Below are 25,961 nucleotides of genomic sequence, written 5' to 3' on the forward strand. Positions count from 1 at the left end.
CACGTTCGACCGATGACGCTCGACACGAAGGGACAACGCTGTGTCTTCCTTGCCTCGTCGACTCAGGGCCGCCGCCTACCTGGCGTCCGGATCGCTCATCCTCGCGGCGGTCCCGGGAGCCGCGCTCCCGGCGGCCGCCGCCGACCGGGCCCCGGTGGACGCCGGGATCGTCGTGCAGAAGGTCGAGGGGATGCCCGAGGGCTTCATGCGAGGCGTCGACGTCTCCACCGTCCTCTCCCTGGAGGAGAGCGGGGTGACGTTCCGGGACACCCACGGCCAGGTCGCCGACCTGTTCGACGTGCTGGCCGAGTCCGGCGTCACCGACGTGCGCGTGCGCGTCTGGAACGACCCGTGGGACGCGCAGGGCCACGGGTACGGAGCCGGGAACGTCGACGTCGACCGGGCCGTGCAGATCGGCAAGCGGGCGACCGCTGCGGGCCTGGGCGTGCTGGTCGACTTCCACTACTCCGACTTCTGGGCGGACCCGAGCAAGCAGCAGGCCCCGAAGGCGTGGGCCGGGCTCTCGGTCGCCGACAAGGCCGCCGCCGTCGAGACCTGGACGGCGGACAGCCTGCAGGAGTTCGAGGACGCCGGGGTCGACGTCGACATGGTGCAGGTGGGCAACGAGACGAACAACGGCATCGCGGGCGTGACCGGCTGGGACGACATGGCCCAGATCTTCTCCGCGGGCAGCGCCGCCGTCCGGGACGTGCTCCCGGACGCCCTCGTCGCGCTGCACTTCACCAACCCCGAGTCGGCGGGCCGGTACGCCGGGTACGCGGCCGAGCTCGACGCGCGGCACGTGGACTACGACGTCTTCGCGTCGTCGTACTACCCGTTCTGGCACGGCACCCTGGGCAACCTGACGGCGGTGCTGAGCAACGTCGCGACGACGTACGGCAAGAAGGTCATGGTCGCGGAGACGTCGTGGGCGCGGACCCTCGAGGACGGCGACGGACAGCCCAACGTGATCCGCGAGGGCTCGGTCACCAACCCCGCCTACCCGTACTCGGTGCAGGGGCAGGCGAACGAGGTGCGTGACGTGATGCAGGCCGTCGCGGACGTGCCGGGCGACGCCGGGATCGGCGTCTTCTACTGGGAGCCCGCGTGGCTCCCCGTCGGCCCCCCGAGCGCGCTCGAGGCGAACAAGGTGCTGTGGGAGCGGGACGGCTCCGGCTGGGCCACGAGCTACTCCGCGGAGTACGACCCCGCCGACGCCGGCGCCCGCTACGGCGGCTCCGAGTGGGACAACCAGGCGCTCTTCGACGCCGCGGGCAACCCGCTCGAGTCCCTGCAGGTGTTCCGGTACGTGCTGACCGGTGCGGTCGCGCCGCGGGCGGTCTACTCGATCGAGTCGCCCAGCGTGACGGTCACCGACGGCGACCCCGTGGTGCTCCCGGGCACGGTCGCGGTCACGTACAACGACCTGACGGCCGTCGACGTCGCGGTGACGTGGAGCGACTCCGTCTCGTGGATCCGCGGCCCGGGGACCTACACGATCGGCGGGGTCACGTCCGACGGCGACGCCGTCACGGCAACCGTGCGTGTGCTGCCGGTCAACGTCGTGCCCAACGGCAGTTTCGAGAACTGGGGCGAGGGCTGGTCGCTCGACTGGAACGTCGCCAAGGTCAAGGACGAGGCGGCGAACGTGCACAGCGGCGCGATGGCCGTGAACTTCTGGAGCGGGACCGACGCCACGTTCTCCGTGAGCCGCCAGGTCACCGGGGTCGCACCCGGCGCGTACGCGCTCTCGGTGTGGAACCACGGTGCGCCCGAGGTCGGCGGCGTCAGCCTCTCGGCCGTGACGTCGGCGGGCTCCTGGTCCGTGCCGATGCCGCAGACCGGCTGGGCGCTCTGGGCGAACCCGACGGTCGACGACGTCGTCGTCGGGGCCGACGGTGTCGTCACCGTCGCCGTCGGCGGATCCGTCCCGGCGAACGGCTGGGGCTGGTTCGACGACGTCGTGCTGACCCCGAGCACCGGCACCGTCGCCCCCGACACCTCCGCGCTCGACGCCGCGCTCGCGGCGGCGGGTGCCGTCCACCGGGCCTGGTACACGGACGCCTCGCTCGCGGCGCTCGACCACGCGGTGGAGGTCGGGCACGTCGTGCTCGCCGGGAGCTTCGTCACCGCCGACGACGTCGCCGCGGCGACGGCGCTGGTGAACGACGCCGTCGCGGGGCTCCAGGTCAGCGCTCCCGCGGCCCCGACCGTCACAGCCACGCTGGCAGCGACCACGGTGAACACCGTGACGGCCGCGTCGGTCAAGGTGACGGTGCGCGCGGGCGCGTCGGCCGCACCGACCGGCCAGGTCACCGTGCACTACGGTCCGCAGTCCGTCGTGGCGACCCTCACGGCGGCGGACGCGGGTCAGGTCACCGTGCCGCTGCCCGTCCTGGCGGCCGGCACCTACGCGGTCTCCGTGGACTACTCCGGTGACGCGCTCGTCGCGCCCGGGACTGCCTCGGCCGGCACCCTCAGGGTGGTCAAGGTCGCGTCGAAGGTCATCGCGCACGTGCGCAGCGCCATCGTCACGACGAGCACCGCAGCCGTCGTCGACGTGACGGTCGGCTCGGTGCCGACGGGGACGGTCCCGACGGGGACGGTCACGGTCACCTACGGCACCGCGACCAAGGAGGTCGCGCTGACGCCGGCGGACGCGGGTCGGCTCGCGGTCGAGCTGCCCCGTCTGGCGATCGGCCTCTACCCGGTCAAGGTGGCCTACTCCGGCGACGCGGTCGTCGCCGGGTCCTCGGCCACGGCCGGGTTCGTCGCGGTCGTCCGGACACCGCCGGTCGTGAAGGCGCAGCTGGCGAGCGCCACTGTCACCCCGTCGCAGACGGCGAAGGTCGCCGTCACGGTGCAGGCGGCGGACTTCACGTCACCGACGGGGACGATCTGGGTCACCTACGGGTCGAGGTCGACGTCCGTGCCCCTGCGGGCGAGTGACAACGGGTCCGTGACGGTCACGCTCGCGAAGCTGCCCAAGGGGACGTACACCGTGCGCGTCGTCTACGTGAGCAGCGACAGCAGGGTCGGCAGCGGAGGCGCGGCACCGCTGTCGCTGACCGTGCGCTGACCCTGTCGGGACGACCGCTGGGGTGGCCTGACGATCCGGGCCACCCCAGCACGGTCGCCCCGACAACGGGTCGAACGGACGACCCGCCGAGAGTTTCCTCGGGGCAGGGGGTGGCGGCGAGCGCACGGCCGACGGACACTGAACGGACCCTTCCGGTCGGAGGTGATCGACGTGCGCAACGAGTCCACGTTCCCCGACGTTCTCCCGGTGCTGGCCGCCGGGAATCATCGGGACCCCCGCGAGGGGGGCTGTCTGATGGAGTGGGTGAGCCTGCTCGCCGGTGAGCGCTGGAGCGACCACCCCGCGTGCACCCATCCGCTGCTCGCCCACCTCGCTCGCTCGGTCAACGATCGAGTCAGCGACGCGTCCCGGCGTGCGCTCATCCACCTGCTGCCGACGCTCACCGGCCTGCGGAGCGACGACCGGTCGTGGTCTCTGGAGATCGCCGCGGTCACCGTGCGGCACGCCCTCCGCCGGGCGGGGGCGCAGGACGGGCCGGAGCTCGCTGTCGCCCTGCTGACGCTCGACCGGCTGCTCGGTCCGACGGACGGTCGCGCACCGGACGAGCGACGCGCGACGACCACCGAGGCGCTCGCGGCTGTCCCCGCCGCTGCCGCGTGGGCCACGGAGTTCACGCAGGCGATGGGCGCGCCGCACCACGTCCGCGGCCTGACCCGCGGGATGGTCGACGCCGCGGTCGCGACCGTCTCCGCGTCGTCCGACGCCGACGACGCGCTCGTCGCGATGCTCACCGACGCCGTCCTCACGTGCCAGGAGCTCGCGGTCGCCGCTGCGGCTGACACCTCTCGCGAGGCGGCGCCTGCGCGGTTCGATCGGACGTCGTCCCTGGCGGGCGCCACGGGCTGAGGCCTGCCCGCAGCGCCGTGAGGCGCGCCTCCCTAGTGCCTCTCGCTCGCGGTCAGCCGAATCGTGCCGACGCGGACGAGATCGACCGCCGCGACGTGCAGCCCGTCGGGGACCTCCCGCACCGTCGGGTCGACCCAGACACCGGTGCTGCGCTGCCACGGCAGGAGCTCGAACCGCACCCCGTGCCGGGCGACCGCGTCCGCCCACGGCGTGAGGTCGACGTCCCACTCGCGACCGTGCCAGAAGTGGTCGCTGATCAGCTGGTCGCCCACGTACGCGCGGCCGACGTCACCGGTCCAACGCACCCGCAGCAGCGCGCGGTCGACGCCGTCGAGCAGCTCGCGGGGGACCTCGAGCTGCACGATGGCGGCACCGGAGAAGTCGGTGGGAGCGCTGAGCCGGTTCAGCGGGCCGCCGCGCCGAGGGCGTGGGGCGGTCGCGTCGGGGCGGAGCCCGGAGACGAGCGTGCGGCGGCCGACCCGCGGCGCGCTCGCCCGCCACGACCGCCAGGGGCCGTCGTCGGACGGCTCGCCCAGGTCGGCGCCCTCGGCCCGGAGGGCGTCGGGAGCGGGGAGGAGCGAGACGGTGACGTCGGGGCTCTCCGTCTGCACGACGAGCTCGCCGTCCCGCGCGTAGAGCGGCGCCGAGGACAGCACGAGCCGTTCCCGGCCGTCGACCTCGAGCAGGTAGAGCCGGTCGATGCGCTCCTGGTCCAGGACGATGATCCGCGCACCCGTGAGCTCGACGACGCACGTCGGGCCGGCGGGTGCGGCGAGGGAGACGATCGTCGCGCCCTCGCGGTGCACGGCGACACCCGCACCGCCGACCTCGTGGTCACCGTCGAGGACGAGCTCGACGGGGATGCCGTCGTAGGCGCCCAGCACGACGACCTCGCGGTCGTCGACGGTGATGCGAGCCAGGACCCGTGCGGTGGCGCTCCGGAGGACGACGCCCGGAGCGAGCGGGTACCGCAGCGGCCACACCACCGAGACACCGGCCGGGATCGTGACGGGCCGGGTGGGCACCGTGACGTCCTCGCCGTCGAGGGTCACCGTGAGCCGCACGTCCCTCTGCTCCGGCAGCGCCGCCTTCGCGGGCTGGTACGTCGAGGCGAACAGGTAGCCGCTGCGCCCGTCGGACCGCACGGCCCACCGCAGGATCTCGGGGTCGACGCTGCCGCCCCCGACCGTCGTGGCCATGGTGGCGAGGCGGTGCCCGTCCTGCTGGAGCCACAGGTGCTGCGCCCGCAGGTAGTGGTGGTGGGGGCGGATCTGGCCGTGCTCGCCGATCGGGGCCGCGAAGTCGTAGGTCACGCGGGGGACGTCGTTGGGGTACCCGGTCGCGTGGGACTCCTGCTCGGAGCCGTGGGCGCCCGTGCGCTGCGTCCCGCCGGCGTACATGTAGTAGCCCTGCCAGATCGAGCCGCTGCCGAGCTTGGCGAGCGCGAGCGCGGCGACGTCGGCGGGCGCGACGATCGGCCGGCGGTGGTACGCGACGTGCATCCCTCCGCCGAGCTCGCACGTCGCGAAGGGCACGGCGTCGTCGTCCTTCAACGGCAGCGCGTCGGGGTCGAGGGTGATCCCGTCGAGAGCCTCGCGCAGGTCCGCCCCGACGGACAGGTCGTCGCGCACGGGGCTGTAGCGGAAGTGGAACGCGGAGAACTCGGGCCACTCGGTCTGCTCGTCGTCCCAGAAGCCGTCGCCGTAGGCGCTGTACACGGGCAGCAGCGTGTCGGGGACCTGCGCGCCGCCCCAGCCGGTCGCCGTCCAGATCGGGACCCGCAGCCCGAGCTCCTCGGCGAGCTCGCGCAGGCGTGCGAGGTGCTGCGGCTGGTCGTAGAGCTCGTTGTCCACCTGTGCGCCGACGATGGGCCCGCCGTCGGCGTGGGCCAGACCCTGGAGCTGCGCGATGGTCTGCGCGTAGAAGGCGTGCACGAGGTCGAGGTACCCCGGGTCGTTGGTGCGGGTGGCGAGCTTCCGCTCGACGAGCCAGTCGGGGAAGCCGCCGTACCGGGCCTCGCCGTGGGCCCACGGGCCGAGCCGGACGACGACGTCCAGTCCGTGCATCGCCGCTTCCTCGATGAACGCGCGCAGGTCGAGCTGGCCGTCCCAGCGGAAGACGCCGGGCTCCGGCTCGTGGGCCTGCCAGAACACGTAGGTCGCCACGGAGGTGAGACCGCCGGCCCGGGCGTGGCCCAGGACGTCCCGCCAGCGATCGCGCGGGACCCGCGAGTAGTGGATCTCGCCCGTGACGGGGAACCACGGGACGCCACCCCGCTCGACCCAGCGGCTGGTCACCTCGATCCGGTCGTCGCCCGCCGGCGGCTCGCCGACGCTCAGGTGGCCGCGGCGCGGGGCCGCCGGAGCCACGACGGTGAGGTGGTGCGGCGCCACGAGGGTTCCCGGGCGGACGGCGCTGGTCATGAGTCTCCTTGGAGCAATCCTGGATGCGTCGCTGAGCATGTCACTGCTCAGCCCTTGTCGTGCGAGCGGTACTCGGTCGGGCTCATGCCGTGGATCCGGTGGAACTGGCGGGAGAAGTAGAGGGGATCGCTGAACCCGACCTCGGCCGCGACGGACGCGATGGGGCGGTCGGTGGTGTCGAGGAGCTCGCGCGCCGTGCCCATGCGCAGACGGGTCTGGAACTCCAGGGCGCCGTAGCCCGTGGCCCGCCGGAACAGTGCGGCGTAGTGCGAGACGCTCAGCCCTGCCATGCCCGCGAGATCGGCCAGGGAGATGCGGGTGGCGACGTTCGCGCGAAGGTGCTCGATCGTCGCCGCGATCGGGTCCGACTGCTGCCTGCCGATCGTCGGCCGGTCGGCCGCCAGGAGCGCCATCGCGTGCCACGCGGCGCCGGCGGACGCCAGGAGGCTCGCCGTCGTCTCGTCGCGCTCCATGCGCCGGAGGATCGTGTCGACGAGGGAGATGACGCGGGCCGGGTCGCCGAGGCCGACCACCGGCTGGTCCGGCGTGGCGCCGGTCGCCGCCAGCAGGTCGGGCACCTGCTGGCCCACCAGGTGCATCCACCAGATCGTCCAGGGCTCGTCGGCGTCCGCCTCGTACCGGTGGGGCAGGCCGGCCGGGATCACGAGCGCCTGGCCCGCGTGCACCGGGTGCACGCCCGACGGCAGCGTGCAGGTCCCTCGGCCCGCAGCGCACACGATCACGATGTGCTCCGGGGCACCGTGCGCGCGGGAGCGCCCGTGGGTCGATGCCCGCGGGAAGTACCCGACGTCGGTGACGAGCAGCGGGGACAGGGGCCGCGTCCGGCGGGCCTCCGCGACGAGCGGGCGGGGGAGCACGCGCATGCGCTGCCCGGGGAAGCCCTCACGTCGGAGGGTCGGCGTCGCAGGCGCGAGGATCATCGATTCATCCATGTGTCTCGGAAGAATGCCCATTCTGCAGCATGACGACAGGACCGTAGCGTCAGCACATGCTCGATGACGAGTCCCGCCTCGACCTCCCCGCCGTGCCCGCCCACCTCGTGGGTCAGGCGGTCGCCGCGTGGCGCCAGCCGGTCACGATCGACACGTACCTGCCGGACCCGGCGGACCGCTACCCGGCGTTCCTGGAGAGCCGCGTGTACCAGGGCTCGTCGGGCCGGGTGTACCCGCTGCCGTTCCACGACCGCATCAGCCCCACCAAGGCGCCCCGCGCCTGGGACGCGATCCACCTCGAGAACCCCTGGATCCGGCTGATGATCCTGCCGGAGCTCGGGGGCCGCATCCACGTCGGGATGGACACCGCCAACGGGTACGACTTCTTCTACCGCAACAACGTCATCAAGCCGGCCCTCGTCGGGCTCGCGGGGCCGTGGATCTCGGGCGGCGTCGAGCTCAACTGGCCGCAGCACCACCGCCCGGCGACGTTTCTCCCGGTGGAGGCGACGATCGAGCACGAGGCCGACGGAGCCGTCACCGTCTGGTGCTCGGACCACGACCCGTTCGCCCGGATGAAGGGCATGCACGGGATCCGCCTGCGCCCGGACTCCTCGGTGATCGAGCTGCGCGTCAGGCTGTTCAACCGCACCGACGAGGTGCAGACGTTCCTCTGGTGGGCGAACGTCGCGGCGGCCGTCAACAACGACTACCAGTCGTTCTTCCCGACCGACGTGCACGCCGTCGCCGACCACGCCAAGCGCGCCGTGACGGCGTTCCCCGCGGCCGATCGCCCGTACTACGGGATCGACTACCCGGCCCGGAAGGCTGAGGCGCACCCCGACAGTGCTCCCGACCCTGACCGGATCGACTGGTACCGCAACATCCCGGTGCCCACGTCGTACATGGCGCTCGGGACGCAGGACGACTTCTTCGGCGGCTACGACCACGGCCGCCGGGCGGGCTTCGTGCACTGGGCCGACCACCAGGTGGCACCCGGCAAGAAGCAGTGGACCTGGGGCAACGGCGCGTTCGGCCGGGCCTGGGACGCGAACCTCACCGACACCGACGGGCCCTACGTCGAGCTGATGGCCGGCGTCTTCACGGACAACCAGCCGGACTTCTCGTTCCTGGCACCGGGGGAGACCAAGACCTTCAGCCAGTACTGGTACCCCATCCAGGAGACCGGTCCCGTCCACCAGGCCAACCTCGAGGCGGCCGTCCGCCTGGACGTGACGCCCGGCGCCGCAGGCACCGCCGTCCGGGTCGCGGTCGCGACGACGAGGGAACGCGCGGGAGTCGCGGTGCGCCTGACCGGCCCGGAGGGCGCGACGCTGTGGCAGGTCGACGCGGACTCGGGCCCCGACCGTCCGATCGTGCAGCACCTGACCCTCGACGCCGCCTGGGCTCCCGAGGACCTGACGCTCGTGGTCGAGCACGACGGTGCCGAGGTCATCTCGTGGCGACCCCGTGTGGCGCACGGCTCCCCGACGATGCCCGAGCCCGCGCAGGAGCCCGCGGCGCCCGCCGACGTCCCGTCCGTCGACGAGCTGTACCTGATCGGCGTGCACCTCGACCAGTACCGGCACGCGACCCGGTCGCCCGAGCCGTACTGGCTCGAAGCCCTGCGTCGGGACGAGGCCGACTACCGCTCGAACCTCGCGCTCGCCGCACGTCGCTACACGGAGGGCCGGTACGCCGAGGCCGAGCAGCACCTGCGGGTGGCGCTCGCCCGGCAGACCCGGCTGAACACCAACCCGGGCGACGGCGAGGCGAGCTTCCGCCTCGGCCAGGTGCTCGCGCGCACCGGCCGCCCGGACGAGGCGTACGAGGCGTGGGGCAAGGCGCGGTGGAACCAGGCGTGGCGCGGTCCGGCGCTCCTCGCGATGGCGCGGCTCGACGCCGCCCGCGGCAGGGACCGGTCCGCCCTGGACCACGCCCGCGAGGCCGCCGCCGACGCGGACAACCTGCAGGCCCAGGCGGTGCTCGCCGTCCTGCTGCGGCGCGCCGGCCGCGACGCCGACGCGGACGCCGTGCTGGCGCGGGCGCTGGACCGCGACCCGCTCGACGTGTGGACGCGTGACCTGGTCGGTCACGACGTCGCGACGGACGCCCCGACGCTGCTCGACGTCGCGCTGGAGTACGACTCGCTCGGCGCGTGGCCCGACGCGGTCCGGCTGCTCGAGGCCGCGGCCGGGATCGAGCCTGCCCTCGGCCAGGTGGAGGTCCGACCGCTCCTGCACCTGCACGCCGCACGGATCCTGGAGGCGGCCGGCGAGCACGACGACGCCGACCGGCACCGCGCCCTGGCGCGGACGGTGCCCGCGGTGCACTGCCTCGCCTCACGCCTCGACGACGCGGACATGCTCCAGGCGCACGTCGAGCGGCACCCCGACGACGCCCGGGCCTGGGCGATCCTCGGCCACTGGCTGTACTTCCAGCGCCGTCACCTCGACGCGATCGCCGCGTGGCGCACGTCGACCGCGCTGGACCCGAGCGACCCGGTCGTGTGGCGCAACCGAGCGGTCGCGGCGTTCAACGTCCTGGCCGACCCCGACGCCGCTCGGCAGCACTACGAGAGCGCGCTCGCGGTCGCCCCCGGCGACCCCCGCCTGGTCTATGAGCGCGACCAGCTGGCCAAGCGGTCCGGCGCCACGCCCGAGGAGCGCCTCGCGGTGCTCGAGGGCGAGCGCCCGGCGGTCGACGCCCGCGACGACCTCACCGTCGAGCTGGCCCAGCTGCACACCGCGACGGGTCGGCCCGAGGGTGCGCTGAACCTTCTCCTCGCCCGTCGGTTCCAGCCGTGGGAGGGCGGCGAGGGACAGGTGCTCTCGGCGTGGGACGAGGCACTGCTCGCGCTGGCCCGACGCGCGCTCGCCGCCGGCGACGGGCAGCTCGCCCTCGAGCACGCCGGCGCGGCCCTCGAGCCCGTGGCGAGCCTCGGCGAGGCCCGGCACCCGCTGGCCACCACCGCCCAGCTGCACCTCATGCTCGGCGACGCCCTCGCCGCGACGGGTGACGACGCCGGCGCCTCCGCCGCCTGGTCGCTGGCCGCCGGCTCGACGGGCGACTTCCGGAGCATGGCCCCGGTCGCGCTCTCCGAGCTGACCTACTACGCCGTGCTGGGCTCGCGCCGTCTCGGCGACGACGCCCGCGCCGACGCCCTGGTCGATGCCCTCGCCGCGCACGCGGTGACGCTCCGCGCGACGCCGGCGACGGTGGACTACTTCGCGACCTCGCTGCCGACCCTGCTGCTCTTCCAGGACGACCTCCAGGCCGCGCAGACGACGACGGCGATGCTCCTGGAGGCCCAGGTCGCTGCCCTGCGCGGTGATGTCGGCACCGCGGCCGCACGCCTCGACGACGTCCTCGCCCGGGAGCCCGGCCGGCTGCGGGCCCTCGACCTCCGGCGGGAGCTCTCCGGGCTCCCGATCCGGAGCGAGCCCGGTCTCTGATCCGGCCCGCCGTGGGGATGCGCGTGCCAGCATGGGGCGTGCTGAGCGTGAGCGTGATCGTCACCGCGTTCGACCAGGGCGGACTGGTCGCCGACGCCGTCGAGTCGGCCCTGCGCCAGACCCGTGTCCCGGAGGCCGTCATCGTGGTCGACGACGGCTCGACCGACGGCGAGTCGGTCGAGGTCGTCGAGCAGCTCCGGGGCGACCCTCGGGTCACGGTGCTGCGTCAGCCCAACCGCGGGGTCGGCGCGGCCCGGAACGCGGGGATCGCCGCTGCGGAGACCGACCTCGTGGCCGTGCTGGACGGCGACGACCGCCTCGCGCCGACGTTCCTCGAGCGGACGACCGCGGTCCTGGAGGGCGACCCCGACGCCCGTGCCGCCTCGTCGTGGCTGCGTGCGCACGGCGTGATCGACGCGGTCGTGCGGCCCGGCGGAGGGTCGGCCGTCGACTTCCTGCACCGCAACGCCTGCCCGGCGACCGCGGTGATCCGCCGCGACGCCTGGCGCGCGTGCGGCGGGTACGACGAGGACATGCGCGGCGGGTTCGAGGACTGGGACTTCTTCCTGTCACTCGTCGGCGACGGCGGGCACGTCATCGTCGTGCCGGAGCCGCTCGTCGAGTACCGGACGGCGCCCGCGTCCGCGAACGTCCGCTCGATGGACGCCCGGCTCGAGCTCTACGGGCAGCTCGTCGACAAGCACCGCGCCGTCTTCGAGCGGCACCTGCGGGAGGTGCTGCTGGCGCTCGAGGCCCGCGCCATCGACGCCGCCGGACGGTGGGAGGACCTCGTGGCCGCGGACCGATCCCTGCCGGTCGGGGAGGTCACGTACGGCGACGGCGGCATGGCCGCGGCCGTCCGGATCGCCGTCCGCCGGGGCTGACCCGCGGCTGGCGGGGACGTCGAGGCGGCGCAGCACCAGGAGCGCGATGCCCGCGGACAGGACCTCGCCCGCGGCCAGGCCGGTCCAGGTGCCGGTGGGCCCGGTGTGGCCGAGGGCGAGCACGAGCGGGACCTTGATCAGAAGGAGGGTCCCGACGGACAGGACGTAGGACGGTCGTGGTCTGCCGAGGGCCTGGAAGTAGGCGGAGACCAGGGGAGTCACGCCGGCGGCGGCGAACCCGACCGCCAGGATGCGCAGGGCGTCGACGGACGCGGAGCGGACGGCGGCGTCGTCGACGAAGGCGGCGGTGATGGGCCCGGCGAGCAGCGCGACGGTGCCCGCGGCGAGGGTGCTGTAGACGAGGGTGGCGCGCAGCGACAGGGTCCGGGTGCGTCGGACGCGGACGGCGAGTCGGCGACCGGCGTTGTACCCGACGATCGGCTGCATCCCCTGGCTGATGCCGAGCTGGGGCATCGCGACGAACGTCTGGATGCGGGAGCAGATCGCGAACGCGGCGAGCACTGCGGTGGCGGCGGCCACCCGGGTCAGCGTGGTGTTGACCACCACGACGAGCAGGGTGGCGCCGAAGCCGGCGAGGAACGAGGGGGCGCCGATGCCCACCAGGGTGCGGACCGTCGGGAGGTGGGGACGCAGGTCGGACCGCCGGACGCGGTAGGGACGGTGCCGCTGGACGAAGAAGAACCACATGCTCATGGCGGCGGACACGGCCTGGCCGCCGACCGTTCCCAGCGCGGCTCCGCGGACGCCGAGGTCCAGCCCGAAGATGAGCAGCGGGTCGAGGGTGATCTGCACGGCGACCGGGACGACCCACAGCATCGTGGCGAACCGCATCCGCCCCTCGGCGCGCACCAGGCTGGAGAACCCGGTCGAGACGATCGCGCCACCCAGGATCACCACGGCGTAGTCGCGCGCGTAGTCGAGGGTCGGGCCGTGGGCGCCGAGCAGCCGCAGGAGCGGCTCGAGCCCGGTCAGCCCGAGCACGGTGATCGTGACGGCCGCGGCCCAGAACGCGGTGAAGGCGTTCCCGGCGGCGCGGGCGGCGGTGCTCGTGTCGCCGGCGCCGAGGTGCCGGGAGACGACCGAGGCTGCTCCGACTCCCACGGCGGTCGAGACCGCGCCCAGCGCCAGGAGCACCGGGGCGACGAGGTTGACCGCCGCCATCGCCGTCGTCCCGACGCCGCGGGCGACGAACCAGGCGTTGGTCAGGGCGTAGATCCCGTAGACCCCGACCGCGAGGGTGGTCTGGGTGCAGGCGTGCCACAGCAGCGGCCCGACCGGCCGCTCGCCGAGCGCGGCGGCGTCGAGCGTGCGGGTGCTCACGGCTCGGTGAGCAGGCTCATCATCGTGTCGATCTGCTTGCGCGCCCAGTCGTACTGGGTGGGTGTCGTGTGCCCGCGGTAGACGGTCTCGATCGCCATGATCACGACCAGGTGCAGGCAGTACAGGCCCCGGCGCACCTGCTCCCTCGGGGTGAGCTCCTCCTGGCCGTAGCCGCGCATGAACGCGCTGGGGTCGCCGAAGTCCTGCAGATAGGTGCCGGCGAAGCCGGCCTCCATCAGCGGGTCCCCGTACAGGGCGCGCTCGTGGTCGATGATCGAGACGATCCGACCGTCGCGGACCATGACGTTGGAGTCCCAGAGGTCCCACTCGACGAACCGCGGCTCGACGACGTCGTCGAGGACGTCGGCGTGCAGGGCGACGACCTTGCGGATCTCGTCGTAGTCCCGGCCGATGTCGACGTTGCGGGCCTCCCCGTCGGCGAGATTGGCCTCGACGATGCCGGTGAAGACGGTTCGCCAGGAGCGGTCGCCCGGGCCGGCGAGCGGTCCGAACCAGTCCCCACGGATCGAGTTCAGCTCGCGGTTGGCGGCGCCGAGCGCCTCGTTGTACGCGTCGCGCTGCTCGCTGCTCAGGCTCTCGGTGATGATGCCGAAGTTGTCGGCGTCGACGAACGGCATGAAGAAGTAGTCGGCGTCGACGAGCTCGTGGCTCAGGTCGGCGTGGTCGACGTGCGGGACCGGGACGTCGGTGCGTGCCGCGATCAGCGCCAGGGAGTCGAGCTCGATGCGCATCGCGCCGCGCTCGGCGGTCATCACGGCCACGTCCCGCGGCGGCGCGATCTTCACGACCACGGCCCGGCCGTCGCGCAGCACGATCCGGTAGGCGACGTTGAACCAGCCGTGCCCCAGCTCCTCGAGCCAGGTCTCGGGCTCGCCCGTGGGCACCTGCTCGGCGCCGTAGGCACGCTCGACCATCGCCCGCAGCGTCGCGGGCGTCTGGCGGTTCTTCGTGATGCTCTCCATCGAGTCCTCATCGTCCGTCGGCGGGATGTGCGGCCCTGGGGTGCCGGGCCGAGAGTCAGTGCGGAGGGGGTGCGGTGCTCGCCCGGACGATGAGCTCCGTGGGCACGACCGTCAGGGCCGGCGGTGGGACGGTCCGTGACCGGAGCTGGCCGACGACGAGGGTGATGAGGGCGCGGCCGATGGCGTGGAAGTCCTGCCGGACGGTCGTCAGGGGCGGCGAGGTCCAGCCGGCGACGGCGATGTCGTCGAAGCCCACCACGGACACGTCGTCAGGCACGCGGCGGCCGGCCTCGTGCAGCGCCCGCACCAGGCCGAGCGCCATCTCGTCGTTGGCGCAGAACACGGCGGTGACGTCGGGGTCGGCCGCGAACCGCTTCCCTGCCTCGTAGCCGTCGTGAGCGCTCCAGTCCCCGTACACCGGCTCGGGCGGACGGATCCCGGCCTCCAGCAGGCAGCGGCGCCACGTGCCGCTGCGCACGAGGGCGTGCTCCGAGTCGCGCGGCCCGGCGAGGTGGTGCACGGTGCGGTGTCCCAGGCCGAGCAGGTGGCGCATCGCGTCCTCGCTGCCCTGGACCTGGTCGGCGGTGACGGTGGGGTAGTGGCCCGCGAACTTGGAGAAGGACACGGCGACCGGCATGCCCGCGGGGAGCACCAGCGACGCCGGTGACGCCTGCTCGGCACGCATGATGACGAGGCCGTCGATGGCCTGGTGCGAGATGCGGTGCGCCGCGTTGTCCCAGCCGTCCCGAGCGGGGTTGCGCACGTGCAGGAGCGTGACCGAGTAGTCCTCGAGCGCGGCGGCCTCGACCAGGGCCTCGGCGGTGAGGGCCTCGCCGGTGCGCTGGAAGCCGGTCGAGAGCACGCCGATGGCGCCGAACGTGCCGTTCCGCAGCGCCTGGGCCGCGCGGTTCGGCGAGTACCCGAGCTGGTCCATCGCGTGCACGACCTTGGCGCGGGTGCTCGGCCGGACCGAGTCGGCGCCGGTCGAGACGCGTGAGACCGTCTGCGGTGAGACACCGGCGAGGCGGGCGACGTCGCCGATCGAGGGGCCCGATCGGCGGCGGCCGGGCGCTGGCGCGGTGGTCATGGCCAGATGGTAGTGGCGAATCGGGATGGTGACGTCAACATCGGCCGAACTTCCACAGCAGACCGTTACCAAAGTGTCATGAAAGGAAGTACCGAGGCGCTGCTATGGTGACGTCACCAATTGCCGGAGGGGTGGAGTGACGCCGTCGTCGCTCGTGGTCGAAGGTGACCGGACCCCTGCGGCGCGGACCTGCTAGCCGCCTGACCCACAGCACGGCGCACGACCTCCACACAGCAGTCGACCTGTCCCGCTCATCCGCCGCGACGTCGCGGGGGCACGCGGGAGCCGGCGGCTCGGCGAGAGCCGGCGGTCAACGGGACGACCAACAGCACGAAGGGATCACCCGATGAAGAAGACACGCACGCTCGGCGCGCTGGGCGCCGTCCTGTCGCTGAGCCTCGCGCTCGCCGCTTGCAGCGGTGGGAACGGCGGCTCGGGCGGGGACGAGACGACTGGCGCGAGCGGTGGGACGGGCGACAACACCCTGTCGGTCTGGGCCTGGGACCCGGCGTTCAACATCTACGCCCTCCAGGAGGCCGAGAAGGTCTACCAGAAGGACCACCCGGACTTCAAGCTCGACATCGTCGAGACGCCGTGGGACGACCTGCAGACCAAGCTGACCACGCTGGCCCAGTCGGGCGAGACCGACCAGCTGCCCGACATCTTCCTCATGCAGAACAACGCGTTCCAGAAGAACGTCATCAACTACCCGGACATCTTCGCCGACTTCTCCGACTCGGACGTGGACTTCAGCCAGTTCCCCGACTCCGTGGTGGCGTACTCCACGGTCGACGACACCCACTACGGCGTGCCGTTCGACAACGGGGCCGCGATCGGCGCGTACCGGACGGACATCCTCGAGCAGGCCGGCTACACGATCGACGACTTCACCGACATCACGTGGGACCAGTTCCTCACGCTCGGCAAGGACGTGCTGGCCAAGACGGGCAAGCCGCTGCTCACCGGCCAGGCCAACTCGGCCGACACGATCATGATGATGCTGCAGAGCGCCGGCGCCAGCCTCTTCGACGACCAGGGCAAGCCGACCATCACCGACAACGACGCGCTGCTGGCCGCCATCGACATGTACGGGCAGCTGGTCAAGTCCGGCGTCTTCGTCGAGGTCAACTCGTGGGACGAGTACATCAACACGATCGTGAACTCGAACACGGCCGGCGTCGTCAACGGCGTGTGGATCTCCGGCTCCATCCAGTCGGCCGCCGACCAGTCCGGCAAGTGGGCCGTCACCAACGTCCCGAAGCTCGACGGCGTCGACGGCGCGACGAACTACACCGCGAACGGCGGCTCGTCGTGGGCGATCACCCCGAACGGCAACGAGGCGCTCGCCGCCGACTTCCTGAACTCGACCTTCGCCGGCTCGACCGAGTTCTACGACACGATCCTCCCGAAGTCCGGTGCGCTCGCCAACTGGCTCCCTGCGGGTGACTCGGACGTCTACAACGAGCCGCAGGCGTTCTTCGGCGGGCAGCCGATCTACGCCGACGTGCTGAAGTTCGCCGCGAAGGTGCCCAGCAACAACACGGGTGCCTACTACTACGAGGGTCGCGACGCCGTGAGCGTCGCCATCACCAACATCCTCAACGGCGCGGACCCGAAGGCCGAGCTCGACCAGGCGCAGCAGACCGTCGAGTTCGCCATGGGGTGACCTGAGGCCGGGCGGCGGAGGCCAGAACACGTCTCCGCCGCCCGCTTCTGTGCCACGTCCGTCGTCAGCGAAGAAGAGGTGAGCCTCTCGTGTCCGCTCCCACCGCACCGACCGAGGGCCGCGCGCCGAGCGCGCCCCTGCCAGGGACGAAGAAGTCCCGTCCGTCCAGGCCGCCCAAGGCGGCACCCCTGTCGGCGATCCAACGCCGCCGCAGCCTGACCGGGTGGACGTTCATCATCCCCGCCGCGGCCATCATCGTGCTGGTCAACTTCTGGCCGATGATCCAGGCGCTCTTCCTGTCGATGAAGACGGGACGCGGGACCAAGCTCCACTGGGCAGAGCCGCTGTGGCTGAACTACCAGCGGTTGTTCCAGGACGACCAGTTCCGGCTGACGCTGAGCACCACGTTCATCTACCTGATCATCCAGGTGCCGATCATGCTCTTCCTCGCCATGGTGCTGGCGAACCTGCTCAACGCGCCGTGGCTGCGGTGGAAGGGCTTCTTCCGGACGGCGATCTTCCTGCCGTGCGCGGTGGGCCTCGTGTCGTACTCGCTGGTGTTCCGGCAGATCTTCGCGACCGACGGCCTCGCCAACGACCTGCTCACGCAGTTCGGGATACTCGACGGTCCCGTCAACTGGCTCGGCCAGACGGGCACCGCACGGATGGTGATCATCCTCGGCCTGCTGTGGCGCTGGACCGGCTACAACATGATCTTCTTCCTGGCCGCCCTGCAGAACATCGACCGCTCGACCCTGGAAGCGGCCCGCGTCGACGGCGCGAACGGCTTCAAGACCTTCTGGTACGTGACCATGCCGCAGCTCAAGCCGATCATCCTGCTGTGCGCGATCCTGTCGACGAACGGGACGTTGCAGATGTTCGACGAGTCGTTCAACCTCACCGCCGGTGGCCCGGGCAACACGACGATGTCGGTCTCGCACTACCTGTACAACGTGTCGTTCCGCAACAGCCCGAACTTCGGGTACGCGGCCGCCATCTCCTACGCGATCCTCATCATCGTGGCCATCCTGGCCGCCATCCAGCTGAAGGTGGGCGACAAGCGTGACTAGGACAACCCTTCGCCGGATCCCCGCATACCTGTTCCTGTCGGTCGCCGTGGTCCTGTCGGTCTTCCCGCTCTACTTCATGACCGTCTCCGCGACGAACACGAGCAACGAGGTCCTGGCGTCCAAGCTGCTGCCCGGTAGCCACCTCGTCGAGAACTTCCAGGCGCTCGTCGACGCCCAGCCCCTGTGGTCGGCGGCCTACCACTCGTCGGTCAATGCCATCGCGACGACCCTGCTCGCCCTGGTCCTGTGCTCGATCGCCGGGTACGCGTTCGAGATCTACCACTCGCGGGCGAAGGACGCCGTCATGGGCCTCCTGCTGCTGGCGATCATGATCCCGTTCGCGGCGACGATGATCCCGCTGTTCCGCCTCTTCGCTCAGCTGGGACTGGTGAACTCGACGATCGCGGTCATCCTGCCCCTGATCGCGACGCCGTTCCTGATCCTGCTGTTCCGGCAGGCCTCGCGGACGTTCCCGCACGAGATCATCGAGGCGGCGCGCCTCGACGGGCTGGGCGAGGTGAGCATCTTCGGGCGCATCTACCTGCCGACGATGAAGCCCACGCTCGCTGCCGCGGGGGTCATCACCTTCCTGTTCTCGTGGAACAACTTCCTGTGGCCGAAGGTGATCCTGGTCGACAACGCGTACCAGACCTTGCCCATGCTGCTCTCGAACATGCGCGCCGGGTACGTCACCGACTACGGGAGCCTCATGCTCGCCGTGCTCATCGTCTCGGTGCCGACGGTGGTCGTCTTCCTCCTGCTGCAGCGCAGCTTTGCCGAGGGCGTCACGGGGGCCATCAAGTGACCTTCGACCTCACGAGGATCGCCGACCCCGAGCTCGTCAAGGAGAACCGGCTCGGCGCGCACTCCGACCACCGGTGGTTCGCCTCCCCGCAGGAGGCGGCCACCGGGACGAGCTCCTTCGAGCAGTCGCTCAACGGGCTGTGGAAGCTGCACTACGCGAAGAGCCCCGCCCTCGTCGTCCCCGGCTTCGAGCGGGTGGACGTCGACGACTCCGGCTGGGACGACGTGCCGGTGCCGGCCCACGTGCAGCTGCTCGGCTACGACCGCCCGCAGTACACCAACGTGCAGTATCCGTGGGACGGCTACGAGCAGGTCGAGCCGGGGGAGGTTCCGCAGCGGTACAACCCCGTCGCGACGTATCGCCGGACGTTCACCTTGGAGCACCCGCTCGAGGCCGGCGAACGGCTGAGCGTGAGCTTCCACGGCGCGGAGAGCGCGGTCGCCGTGTGGCTGAACGGCAGCTACGTGGGCTATGGGACGGACTCGTTCACCCCGTCGGAGTTCGACCTCACGGACGCCCTGGTCGACGGTGAGAACCTCATCGTCGCGCAGGTGGTCCGGTGGAGCGCCGGGTCGTGGATCGAGGACCAGGACTTCTTCCGGTTCTCGGGGCTGTTCCGCGACGTCGTCCTGTACCGACGGCCCGCCGTGCACGTCGAGGACGTCCGCGTGGTGACCGACGTCGCCGACGACCTCTCCGAGGCGACGGTGCGCGTGCGCGTCGTGCTGGCCGGCGACGGCAGCGTGCACGCGGCGATCGCCGGCGCCGGGCCGCTCGACGGCAACGACGAGCTCGTGGTCCGCATCGAGAACCCCCGGCTGTGGAGCGCGGAGGACCCTCACCTGTACGACCTCACGCTCGACGTGCACGACGAGTCGGGCCGCCTGACCGAGCACGTCCCCGTGCGCGTGGGCGTGCGCCGGTTCGGCATCGAGGGCGGACTGCTCCAGGTCAACGGGTCCCGCGTGGTCTTCAACGGGGTCAACCGGCACGACTTCGGCCTCCAGGGCCGCGTGATGACCCGGGAGCAGACCGAGGCCGACATCCGGCTGATGAAGCGGCTGAACATCAACGCGGTGCGGACCAGCCACTACCCGAACAACTCGTACTTCTACGAGCTGTGCGACCAGTACGGCCTGTACGTCGTCGACGAGATGAACCTCGAGTCGCACGGCATGTGGGACCTGATCAGGTACGCCGGGGCCGGCGACGACGTGGCGTTGCCCGGGGACCGCCCCGAGTGGCTGCCCACGTTGCTCGACCGCGCCGAGAGCATGCTCGAGCGGGACAAGAACCACGCGAGCATCGTCATGTGGTCGTGCGGCAACGAGTCGTACGGCGGGACGACGATCCTCGAGGTCTCGGAGTACTTCCGGCGCCAGGACTCCCGGCCGGTGCACTACGAGGGCGTCCACTGGGACCCGCGGTACCCGCAGACGACCGACGTCGTCTCGCGCATGTATGCGCCGGCCGCCGAGATCGAGGAGTTCCTCGCGACGCACCGCGACAAGCCCTACGTGCTGTGCGAGTACGCCCACGCGATGGGCAACTCGTTCGGGGCGGTCCACAAGTACGTCGACCTCGCCTACCGCGAGCCGCTGTTCCAGGGCGGCTTCATCTGGGACTTCGCCGACCAGGCGCTGCGGCGCACCGACCCCGCGGGCCGCGAGTACTTCGGGTACGGCGGGGACTTCGGTGACGCGCCGCACGACTCCGACTTCAGCGGCAACGGCATCGTCTTCGCCGATCGCACCCTCAAGCCGCTGGCCCAGGAGGTGCGCTACCTCTACCAGGGCTACCGGCTCGCGGTGGAGGGCGACAAGGTGACGGTCGAGAACCGTCACCTCGCCACGCCGTCGTCGGCGCACGAGTGCGTGGTCACGGTCGCCCGGGAGGGTCGGGTGCTCCAGGAGGAGGTGCTCGAGACCGCCGTCGCGCCGGGGGAGTCGCAGCTCTACGCGCTCCCCGTCACGGTGCCGTCCGCACCCGGGGAGTACACGGTCGACGTGTCGTTCCGGCTGCGTCGCACCACCCGCTGGGCGTCGGCCGGGTACGAGGTCGCGCACGAGCAGGCGGTCGTGGTCGTCCCGGCCTCGGTCGTGGCCCCGACCCGCCGGGTCGCCGCGCCGGAGGTCGTCCACGGCATCCACAACGTGGGCGTCCGCGGCCGGCACTTCACCGCCCTGTTCTCGCGGCTGCACGGGGGGCTGCAGTCCTACCGCTACGGGCTGACGGGCGACGGTGGCCGCGAGCTGCTGCGCTCGGTGCCGCAGCCGTCGTTCTGGCACGCACCCACCTCCAACGAGCACGGGTGGGGCGCCCCGGCGCAGGACGGCGCGTGGCTGATCGCCAGCCGGTACGCGACGGCCGTCCGAGGCGCCGACCAGCCCGCCGTCGAGCAGACGGACGCGGGGGTGCTCGTCCGCTTCCGGTACGAGCTGCCCACCTCGCCCGCGGGGGAGTGCGAGCTCTCCTACCTCGTGGACGGTGACGGTCGCGTCGAGGTGACCCTCACGGTGCGGCCCGGTGCCGGGCTGTCGGACATGCCCGAGCTCGGTCTCCTCCTGCTCACCGATCCCGCGTTCCGGCACCTGCGCTGGTACGGGGACGGGCCCGAGGAGTCCTACGTCGACCGTCGGGCGGGCTCGCGGCTCGGGGTGTGGGACGCGGACGTGCGCACCGCGCTCACTCCCTACCTGCGCCCGCAGGAGGCGGGCAGCCGCACGGGCGTGCGCTGGGCGACCGTGACGGACGAGCGAGGGTCCGGCCTGCGGTTGGAGTCGGAGCACGGCATGGAGCTGTCGGCCCTGCCGTGGACGCCGTTCGAGATCGAGAACGCCGCTCACCACACCGAGCTGCCCCCGATCTACCAGACGGTCCTGCGGCCGGCGCTCCAGCGTCGCGGCGTCGGCGGCGACGACTCCTGGGGTGCGCAGACCCATCCCGAGTACCGGCTGCCCACGGACACCGAGCTGACGTTCCGGTTCGCCTTCCAGGGGCTCCTCTAGGCCGGAGGTGGACGGGACGTCGCCGACGGGAGTGCCTGCACTCCCGTCGGCGACCGGTTCCTGTTCCCCTGAGCCGGGCCGGCCTCGCAGCTTCCACCACCACGGAGAGACCACCATGGCTGTGCAGCACGACCGAGTCCGCCTCGGCGCGGCGTACTACTACGAGTACGCGGGCCCGGGACAGGACCCGAAGCCGGAGACGCTGGAGCGTGACCTCGACCTCATGCAGGCCGCGGGGTTCTCGGTGATCCGGGTGGGGGAGTCGGTCTGGTCCACGTGGGAGCCGGACGAGGGCAGGTTCGAGCTGGACTGGCTCGAGCCCGTCCTCGACGGGGCCCTGGCGCGCGGCGTCGACGTGGTGATCGGCACGCCGACCTACGCGCTGCCCCCGTGGCTGGTCCGGCGCTACCCCGAGGTGGCGGGCGAGGACCGCACGGGCAGCCCGATGGGGTGGGGAGCGCGGCAGGAGGCGGACTTCACGCACCCCGTGTTCCGGTTCTACGCCGACCGGATCCTGCGGGCGATCGTCGAGCGCTACCGCGACCACCCCGCCGTGATCGGCTACCAGGTGGACAACGAGCCCGGGCTGCACCTCCTGCACAACCACGGGGTGTTCCAGCGGTTCGTCGACCACCTCCGGCACACGTACGGCGACGTCGAGACCCTGAACCGGGAGTGGGGGCTCGTCTACTGGTCGCACCGGCTGTCGTCGTGGGCGGACCTGTGGACCCCGGACGGCAACGCCCAGCCGCAGTACGACCTGGCCTGGCGCGAGTTCCAGGCGGCCCTGACCACCGAGATGATCGACTGGCAGGCCCGAGCGGTCCGCGAGCTCGCCCGGTCCGACCAGTTCGTCACCACCTGCATCTCCTACGAGCGACCCGCCCTCGAGGACGCCGATCTCGCCGCCGTGCTCGACGTCACGAGCGGGAACCCCTACTACCGCATGCAGGACGGGCTCGCGCACCCCAGCACGGCCGTCGTGCCGCAGTACTGGACGTCCGAGGGCACCTGGGCGCTGTTCCAGATCGCCGACGTGATGTTCTCGAGCCGCGGCGAGCCGTTCCTGGTGACCGAGACGGACGCCCAGGCGATCGGTGGGCCGAGCACCAACTACCCGGCGTACCCGGGCCAGTGGCGTCAGGCGGCCTGGGCGCTGGTCGCGCGCGGCGCGCGGATGGTCGAGTACTGGCACTGGCACACGCTGCACTACGGCGCCGAGACGTACTGGGGCGGCGTGCTGCCGCACAGCGGACGTCCGGGTCGGGCCTACGACGAGATCGCCCGCCTGGGTGCTGAGCTCTCCCGCGCGGGCGGCGCGATCGCCGACGCCACGCCCGACGCCGACATCGCGATCCTGAGCTCGACGAAGGCGCGGTTCGCGCTCGCGGCCCAGCCGCCGCTGCAGCTCGGCGACGGCACCGGGGACCGCAACAGCTACCCGAGGATCGTCGCGGCCTTCTACCGGGGCGCCTTCGACGCCGGGCTCCAGGCGCGCGTGGTGCGCCCGCGCTACCTCTTCGACGAGGCGCCGGCGCAGGCCGCCGGCACGCACCCGGTCCTCGTGGCGGCCGGGTACTACCCGGCCTCCGACCGCGACCTCGACTGGCTCCGCCGGTACGCCGAGGCCGGCGGGCACCTGGTCGTCGGGCCGCGGACGGGGTATGCGGACGACGAGGGACGCGCTCGGGCCGAGACCCAGCCCGCGCGCCTGTCCGAGCCGGCCGGAGCCTGGTACGACGAGTTCTCCAACCTCGACGAGCCGGTCCCGGTGCGCGGGTCCGCCGAGCTCCCGCTCGACGAGGGCGCGGCGGCGACGGCCTGGGCCGAGTGCCTCGTCGCGGACGGCGCCGACGTCCTCGCCACCTACGTCCACCCGCACCTGGGAGCCTGGGCGGCAGTCACCACCCGGGTGTACGGCGCCGGCCGGGTGACGGTCGTCGGCACCGTCCCGGACCTGACGCTCGCCCGCAGCCTCGCGCGCTGGTTGGTGCCGAGCCCGCTGGCCGGCTGGTCCGACCTGCCACCGAGCGTCACCGTCCACAGCTCGACCCGACCCGACGGCGCGCGCGTGCACGTCGTCCACAACTGGTCCTGGGAGGCCACCGTGATCACCGTCCCTACCGACCTCGACGTCCTCGCGTCGCCGCACGGCGCGTCGCCGACCCCGACGCGGTTCACCGCGGGTGACACCGTCAACCTCGGCGCGTGGGACGTGCTCGTGGCGGTGACCCGGTGAGCCGCTGGACGGGAACCTGGCCCACCGACGGCATCGCGTTCGGCGCGGACTACAACCCCGAGCAGTGGCCCGAGGAGGTGTGGGCCGACGACGTCGCGCTCATGCGGGAGGCCGGCGTGACGCTCGTGAGCGTCGGCATCTTCTCGTGGGGCCAGCTGGAGCCCGAGGAGGGCCGGTTCGAGTTCGGCTGGCTCGACCGGATCCTGGACCTGCTGCACGAGGCCGGCATCGGCGTCGACCTGGCCACCCCCAGCGCGGCGCCGCCGGTGTGGTTGCACCTGGCCCACCCGGAGATGCTTCCCGTCGACGCCGACGGGGTCCGGTACACGCACGGCAGCCGCGAGTCGTGGTGCGTCTCGTCGCCCGTGATCCGGCACCACGCGAGGCGGATCGCCCGCGTGCTCGCCGAGCGCTACGGGCACCACCCCGCGGTGAAGATGTGGCACGTCTCGAACGAGCTCGCCTGCCACAACGGGCGCTGCTACTGCGACGTGTCGGCGGCCGCGTTCCAGGACTGGCTGGGCAAGCAGTACGCGGATGTCGACGCCCTCAACCTGGCGTGGGGGACCGCGTTCTGGGGCCAGCGGTACACGAGCTTCGCGCAGATCCTGCCGCCGCGGCGGACGACGACGATCCCCAACCCGGGTCAGCGGCTCGACTTCGAGCGGTTCTCGTCCGACGCCTTCGTCGCGCACCTGGAGGCCGAGGCCGCCGTGCTGCGCGAGGTCGCGCCGCACCTGCCCGTGACGACGAACTACATGGTCATGGGCGGCTTCAACCAGATCGACTACACGCAGACGACCCCGCTGGTCGACATCGTCTCGAACGACCACTACCTGTGGGGCGAGGACCCGCGCGGGTGGGCGGAGCTCGCCTTCAGCGCGGACCGGACCCGCGGGCTGGCCGGGGGGAGCCCGTGGATGCTCATGGAGCACTCCACGAGCGCGGTGAACTGGCAGCCGCGCAACATCGCCAAGGAGCCCGGGCAGATGCTGCGGAACTCGCTGCAGCACGTCGCCCGCGGCTCCGACGGGGTGCTGTTCTTCCAGTGGCGCCAGTCCCGCGCCGGTGCCGAGAAGTTCCACTCCGGGATGGTCCCGCACGCCGGGCGGGACTCCGACCTCTTCCGGGACGTCGTCGAGCTCGGTGCCACCCTGGGCCGCCTGGGCGAGGTGCGGGGGAGCCGGGTCGAGCGTGCGCGGGTGGCGCTCCTGTGGGACACGCAGGCGTGGTGGGCCGCCGAGCTCGAGGCCCACCCCACCGTCGACCTGCGCTACCTCGACCTCGCGCAGCGCATGCACGGCGCGCTGCTCGACGCGGGTGTCGCGGTGGACGTCCTGCCGGCCGGGTCGTCGCTCGACGGCTACGACGTCGTCCTGGTGCCCACGCTGTACCTCGCGCCGGAGGATCTCGCGGACCGCTTGACCGCCGTCGTGGCTCGCGGCGGGCAGGTGCTCGTCTCGTACTTCTCGGGCATCGTCGACGGCTCCGACCGGGTCATCCTGGGTGGGTACCCCGGGGCGTTCCGGGACCTGCTGGGGGTGCGCGTGGAGGAGCTCGCGCCCCTGGTGGCCGAGGGGACCACGACGCTGAGCGACGGGAGCACCGGGGAGGTCTGGACCGAGCGGATGACGGTGACCGGCGCCGAGGTCCTGGCGACCTACGTCGACGGTCCGGCGGCGGGCGGCCCGGCGGTCACGCGCCGAGACACACGGTCCGGCGGTGCCGCGTGGTACCTGTCGACCCGGCTCGACGAGCCGTCCCTCTCCGACCTGCTCGGGCGCGTCGTCGCCGGGGCCGGCGTGCCGTCCGTCGTGCCGTCTCCCGGTGGCCTGGAGGTCGTCCGACGGACGAGCGCCACCGGTAGCTGGCTGTTCGCGATCAACCACTCCGGCACGGACCTGCCTCTGCACGTCTCCGGGCACGACCTCGTGGCCGACCGCCGTCACGAGGCGGGGGCGGTCGTCCCCGCACGGGGGGTCGTCGTCGTCCGAGAGGACTGAGCCGGCAGACCCGGGCGTCGTCGGCCTGATCCCCCCGTCTGGCGGGTCGACGCGCCCGGTGTCGCGGTGGGATCGTCGGACGACGCATCGCGGAGGAC

Annotated in this window: 14 protein-coding genes and 1 pseudogene; 10 read left to right on the plus strand and 5 right to left on the minus strand. The window is 72.3% G+C overall.

All coding sequences use genetic code 11. The features are described from left to right. Positions 1 to 40 precede the first annotated feature (40 nt). Positions 41 to 3,079, plus strand: coding sequence for a glycosyl hydrolase 53 family protein (locus AB5970_RS13415; protein WP_370504452.1), 3,039 nt, complete (start codon positions 41 to 43; stop codon positions 3,077 to 3,079). A 171-nt stretch (positions 3,080 to 3,250) separates the two neighbouring features. After that, a complete protein-coding gene (locus AB5970_RS13420) occupies positions 3,251 to 3,946 on the plus strand; it encodes a hypothetical protein (RefSeq protein WP_370504453.1) in 696 nt (231 codons plus the stop codon). A gap of 32 nt (positions 3,947 to 3,978) precedes the next feature. Here the strand turns inward: AB5970_RS13420 and AB5970_RS13425 are convergent, their stop codons facing one another. After that, positions 3,979 to 6,369, minus strand: coding sequence for a beta-galactosidase (locus AB5970_RS13425; protein WP_370504454.1), 2,391 nt, complete (start codon positions 6,367 to 6,369; stop codon positions 3,979 to 3,981). 47 nt (positions 6,370 to 6,416) lie between these two features. Then, positions 6,417 to 7,310, minus strand: coding sequence for an AraC family transcriptional regulator (locus AB5970_RS13430; protein ID WP_370504455.1), 894 nt, complete (start codon positions 7,308 to 7,310; stop codon positions 6,417 to 6,419). A gap of 68 nt (positions 7,311 to 7,378) precedes the next feature. On the opposite strand from AB5970_RS13430, the gene AB5970_RS13435 reads away from it, so the two are divergent. Further along, positions 7,379 to 10,777: a DUF5107 domain-containing protein gene (locus tag AB5970_RS13435; RefSeq protein ID WP_370504456.1), complete on the plus strand. Its 3,399-nt coding sequence runs from the start codon at positions 7,379 to 7,381 to the stop codon at positions 10,775 to 10,777. 47 nt (positions 10,778 to 10,824) lie between these two features. Then, a complete protein-coding gene (locus AB5970_RS13440; protein ID WP_370504457.1) occupies positions 10,825 to 11,661 on the plus strand; it encodes a glycosyltransferase family 2 protein in 837 nt (278 codons plus the stop codon). A gap of 135 nt (positions 11,662 to 11,796) precedes the next feature. Here the strand turns inward: AB5970_RS13440 and AB5970_RS13445 are convergent. The 3 genes and pseudogenes from AB5970_RS13445 to AB5970_RS13455 form a co-directional block, all read right to left on the minus strand. Further along, positions 11,797 to 13,002 (minus strand): annotated as a pseudogene (locus AB5970_RS13445) (MATE family efflux transporter); the annotation flags it as partial. Continuing rightward, positions 12,999 to 13,985 (minus strand): phosphotransferase family protein, encoded by a 987-nt coding sequence (locus AB5970_RS13450; protein ID WP_370504458.1) that lies wholly within the window; start codon positions 13,983 to 13,985, stop codon positions 12,999 to 13,001. The gene AB5970_RS13450 and the pseudogene AB5970_RS13445, both read right to left, overlap by 4 nt. Positions 13,986 to 14,040: 55 nt before the next feature. Further along, positions 14,041 to 15,072 (minus strand): LacI family DNA-binding transcriptional regulator, encoded by a 1,032-nt coding sequence (locus AB5970_RS13455; RefSeq protein WP_370504459.1) that lies wholly within the window; start codon positions 15,070 to 15,072, stop codon positions 14,041 to 14,043. A gap of 346 nt (positions 15,073 to 15,418) precedes the next feature. Between AB5970_RS13455 and AB5970_RS13460 the strand changes: the two genes are divergently transcribed. The 6 genes from AB5970_RS13460 to AB5970_RS13485 all read left to right on the plus strand — a co-directional run bounded on the left by AB5970_RS13460 (position 15,419) and on the right by AB5970_RS13485 (position 25,863). Continuing rightward, entirely contained in the window at positions 15,419 to 16,738 is a 1,320-nt protein-coding gene (locus tag AB5970_RS13460; RefSeq protein ID WP_370504460.1) for an ABC transporter substrate-binding protein, read from the plus strand. Positions 16,739 to 16,827: 89 nt separating this feature from the next. Continuing rightward, positions 16,828 to 17,808 (plus strand): carbohydrate ABC transporter permease, encoded by a 981-nt coding sequence (locus AB5970_RS13465; protein WP_370504461.1) that lies wholly within the window; start codon positions 16,828 to 16,830, stop codon positions 17,806 to 17,808. Further along, positions 17,801 to 18,613 carry a carbohydrate ABC transporter permease gene (locus tag AB5970_RS13470; protein ID WP_370504462.1) on the plus strand — a complete coding sequence of 271 codons (813 nt, stop codon included), beginning with the start codon at positions 17,801 to 17,803 and terminating at the stop codon, positions 18,611 to 18,613. The genes AB5970_RS13465 and AB5970_RS13470 overlap by 8 nt, the downstream gene beginning before the upstream one ends. Further along, positions 18,610 to 21,621, plus strand: a complete 3,012-nt coding sequence (locus AB5970_RS13475) for a glycoside hydrolase family 2 TIM barrel-domain containing protein (RefSeq protein WP_370504463.1) — start codon at positions 18,610 to 18,612, stop codon at positions 21,619 to 21,621. The genes AB5970_RS13470 and AB5970_RS13475 overlap by 4 nt, the downstream gene beginning before the upstream one ends. A 115-nt stretch (positions 21,622 to 21,736) precedes the next feature. Then, a complete protein-coding gene (locus tag AB5970_RS13480; RefSeq protein WP_370504464.1) occupies positions 21,737 to 23,860 on the plus strand; it encodes a beta-galactosidase in 2,124 nt (707 codons plus the stop codon). Beyond that, on the plus strand, positions 23,857 to 25,863 hold the full coding sequence (locus AB5970_RS13485) for a beta-galactosidase (RefSeq protein ID WP_370504465.1): 2,007 nt from the start codon (positions 23,857 to 23,859) through the stop codon (positions 25,861 to 25,863). Before AB5970_RS13480 ends, AB5970_RS13485 begins: the two co-directional genes overlap by 4 nt. Positions 25,864 to 25,961 lie beyond the last annotated feature (98 nt).

Source organism: Cellulomonas sp. ICMP 17802, from assembly GCF_041295535.1.
Lineage (GTDB): Bacteria > Actinomycetota > Actinomycetes > Actinomycetales > Cellulomonadaceae > Cellulomonas.